Origin of the sequence: Stenotrophomonas sp. HMWF003 (genome assembly GCF_003061285.1) — a bacterium.
Taxonomy (GTDB): domain Bacteria; phylum Pseudomonadota; class Gammaproteobacteria; order Xanthomonadales; family Xanthomonadaceae; genus Stenotrophomonas; species Stenotrophomonas maltophilia_AP.
Genome location: NZ_QAIW01000394.1, coordinates 5,551 through 8,873 on the forward strand (window position 1 = coordinate 5,551; position 3,323 = coordinate 8,873).

At 69.0% G+C, this 3,323-nt stretch carries 4 protein-coding genes; 2 read left to right on the forward strand and 2 right to left on the reverse strand.

What is annotated here, in order from left to right; all coding sequences use genetic code 11:
- A partial coding sequence (locus tag DBR34_RS23615) for an OB-fold nucleic acid binding domain-containing protein (RefSeq protein ID WP_258224040.1) occupies positions 1 to 336 on the reverse strand: 336 nt, incomplete at its 3' end.
- Positions 337 to 539: 203 nt separating this feature from the next.
- Here DBR34_RS23615 and DBR34_RS16860 point away from each other — a divergent pair.
- Entirely contained in the window at positions 540 to 1,484 is a 945-nt protein-coding gene (locus DBR34_RS16860) for a DUF3011 domain-containing protein (protein ID WP_258224041.1), read from the forward strand.
- Positions 1,485 to 1,674: 190 nt separating this feature from the next.
- Here the strand turns inward: DBR34_RS16860 and DBR34_RS16865 are convergent, their stop codons facing one another.
- The gene (locus tag DBR34_RS16865; protein ID WP_128097649.1) at positions 1,675 to 2,307 is read right to left on the reverse strand and encodes a hypothetical protein; all 633 of its coding nucleotides are present in this window, start codon (positions 2,305 to 2,307) and stop codon (positions 1,675 to 1,677) included.
- Positions 2,308 to 2,433: 126 nt separating this feature from the next.
- Here DBR34_RS16865 and DBR34_RS16870 point away from each other — a divergent pair.
- Positions 2,434 to 3,323: MFS transporter (locus tag DBR34_RS16870; RefSeq protein WP_258224044.1), on the forward strand; the 890-nt coding region annotated here is incomplete at its 3' end.

Sequence of the window (3,323 nt, forward strand, 5' to 3'; positions counted from 1 at the left end):
CTCGTGGGCGTGGAACGGCAGCGGCTCGGCCTTGTTGAGCACGGTGATGGCCGTGGCGATCACTTCCACCTTGCCGGTGCGGATCTTGTCGTTCACCGCATGGCGCGCACGCACCACGCCTTCCACCTGCAGCACGTCCTCGTAGCCCAGGCTGGCGGCCACGGCGAACACGGCCGCGTTGTCGACTTCCACCGTCACCTGCACGATGCCTTCATGATCGCGAAGATCGATGAAGCACACGCCGCCCTGGTTGCGGGCAACGTCGGTCCAGCCGGCGAGGGTAACGGTTTGGCCAATCAGGGTCTCATCGACCAGGCCACAGAAGTGGGTACGCATGGGGGTAAAGCTCCGCAGGAGAATGCCGGCACCAGGTTGCGCCGGACAGCCCTTTATTCTGCGGCGTAGCCTGCGCCGGGGCAAATGGGCCGTTGCCCGCCCCTGCCCGGCCGGGGCCTGTGGCCCGCCCGGCGGGCATCACGCGGCGTGAACCCGGCCCGTTCCTATAGTCCGCGCACCAACGACCGCAAGGGGATGTCGCCATGAACCGTCGCCTCACCGTTGTCTGCCTGGCCCTGGCACTGGGCTGTAGCGCCCCGGCCGCCCAGGCCCAGATGAGCACCCGCGCCTATGCCCCCGAGAACCTGTCGCAGCTGTCCTCCAGCGACCGCTCGCGGGTGATCACCCAGGAGTATGCCGACCAGTCCAATGGCCGCCGCATTCCCGACGACCAGCTGCGCTTCTACCTGGCCCAGGTCAATTCGGGCTGGGGCTTCTCGCGGATCAAGCAGGACATCGCCACCTCGTTGCGCGGCAGCGGCGGCGGCGGCTGGAACGGCGGCGGCGGGGGCAACAACGGCGGCACGGTGCGCTGCGAGAGCCAGAACAACCGCGAGCGGGTCTGCAACACCGGCTGGCGCAGTGCCCAGCTGTCGCGGCAGATTTCCGGCTCGGCCTGCCAGGAAGGGCGCACCTGGGGCTCGCGCAACGGCACGGTGTGGGTCACCGGCGGCTGCCGCGCCGAGTTCGTCGAAGGACGCGGCAACGGCGGCAACTGGGGCGGTGGCGGCGGCAGCACCGGCGGCACCATCCGCTGCGAGAGCCAGGACAACCGCGAGCGCAGCTGCAACACCGGCTGGCGCAACGCCACCCTGGTCCGGCAGATTTCCGGCTCGGCCTGCGTGGAAGGCCAGACCTGGGGCGTGCGCAATGGCGCGGTGTGGGTCAACCGCGGCTGCCGGGGCGAGTTCGCCGAGGCCCGGGGCGGCTGGGGCGGCGGCAATGGCGGCGGCAACGCCAATTACAGCGTGACCTGCAGCAGCAACAGCAATCGTCGGGAAACCTGCGCCTGGGAGGCCCGCCAGGGCCGCCCGGTATTGCAGCAGCAGCTGTCCGGCAGCGCCTGCGTGGAAGGCCGCAGCTGGGGCTATGGCAACAGCAGCCTGTGGGTCAGCAACGGCTGCCGTGCCCGGTTCGGGGTGCGGTAACCGCCGGGAGACGCGGGGTGCCGGCCGCTGGCCGGCAACCTGATGAACCAGATACGGGTAGTGCCGGCCGCTGGCCGGCAACCTCATGAACCCCGTGGCAGGCAAACAGCAGCGGGGGCAGAGCCCCGCGTTACGAAGGGCAGCGGGGCAGAGCCCCGCTCTACGAACAGCAGCGGGGCAGAGCCCCGCTCTACGGGGCCGGGCTGCCCCATGGCGCGGGCGGTAGCGCGACCGGCTTGCTCAGGTCGAATTCGACCTGGAAGCGGCGACCGCCCGGGCGGGTCAGTTCATAGATGAAGCGCTGGTCCGGTTCGATGTCCATCGCCCAGGTGTTGTGCACGGACGGCAGCATGTCGGCGGTGCGGAACATCGCCACCGAATCGGCATCCACCGGGAAGCTCTGGCGCTGCGCGGTACCCGGTGGCTTGCTGTCGCCGCCGTACATCGTCACCGCATCGGGGCTGCCGTCCTGGTGGCGATGATCGTGCTTCAGGCGCAGGCCGGTCTCGGTGCGGCTGATCACCCAGGTACGTGAGTGATCGTCGCCGACATGGAACGGAATGCGCAGCCCGTGTGCAGGATCCTCGCACCCGCGCACATGCATCACCAAGCGCTTGCCGTCGAACGGATCGGGTGCGTCGGTGCGCGGTTCGTTGGCAATCACCTTGCCTTCGTACGCCTTGCCGCAATGGGCCGCCACTGCGGCAAGGAACGCGTCGGCCGGTGCATTGGCCACGTCGTGAGCCACGCTGTCCTGCCGCCCACCGCAGGCGGCAAGCAACAACGCAATGGCGAGCGGTGCAACAACGTTGGGAACATTCATCGCCCTACCCTAGCCTGCATGCACAGGCAGTGCAAACGCATCGGCGTGGCTGCCACCGGGGCTTCATCGTGGCTGTGCTACGGTAGATCAGGTGTTGTTTATTGCCTTCCCACCCAGGCCGCGCGCATGTTGCGGCTGACCGCCCTGCTCACCGGTGTCGCGCTGCTGCTCACCGGCAGCGGGCTTCTGGGCACCCTGCTGGCGGTCCGCGGCGGCCAGGCCGGCTTCGGTGCCGGTACGCTGGGGCTGGTGATGTCCGGGTATTTCGCCGGCTTTTTCATCGGTACCTTTTTCGCGCCCTCGCTGATCGGCCGCATCGGGCATATCCGTGCATTCGCCTTTTTCGCCGCGCTCGCGGCGATCGCCGTACTGCTGCATCCGCTGTGGCTGCACCCCGTCGCCTGGGGCGTGCTGCGCATCGCCACCGGCATCGCGCTGGTCGGGCTGTATACGGTGATCGAGAGCTGGCTCAACGCCGAGCCCGATCCGGCCCGGCGCAGCCGCGCGTTCTCGCTGTACATGGTGGTCAATCTTTCTGCGCTGGCACTGGGCCAGGTGCTGCTGATGCTGGGCGATGCCAGCGCGATGGCAATGTTCATGCTGACCGCGATCCTGATCTGCGCGGCGGTGTTGCCGGTCACCGCAACACGCCTGCGTCAGCCGGACGTGCCGGTGGTATCGCGGCTCACCCTGGGCCGGCTGTATGCGATGGCGCCGGTCGCCACCGTGGCCGCGGGCCTGTCCGGGCTGGCGATGGGCGCCTTCTGGGGCCTGCTGCCGGTGTATGCCGGCGCGGTCGGCCTGGATGGCAATGGCGTGGCGCTGTTCATGCTGACTGCGATCCTCGGCGGCGCGCTGCTGCAGTGGCCGCTGGGCCATATCAGCAACGGCCACGACCGCCGCAGTGGGCTGGTCGCGCTGAGCCTGGCCGCTGCCGGCATCGCGGTGGTGGCGTCGCTGCCGATGATCCAGCTGCAGACCCACCTGCTGTTCGGGTTGTTCTTCTGCTACGGCGG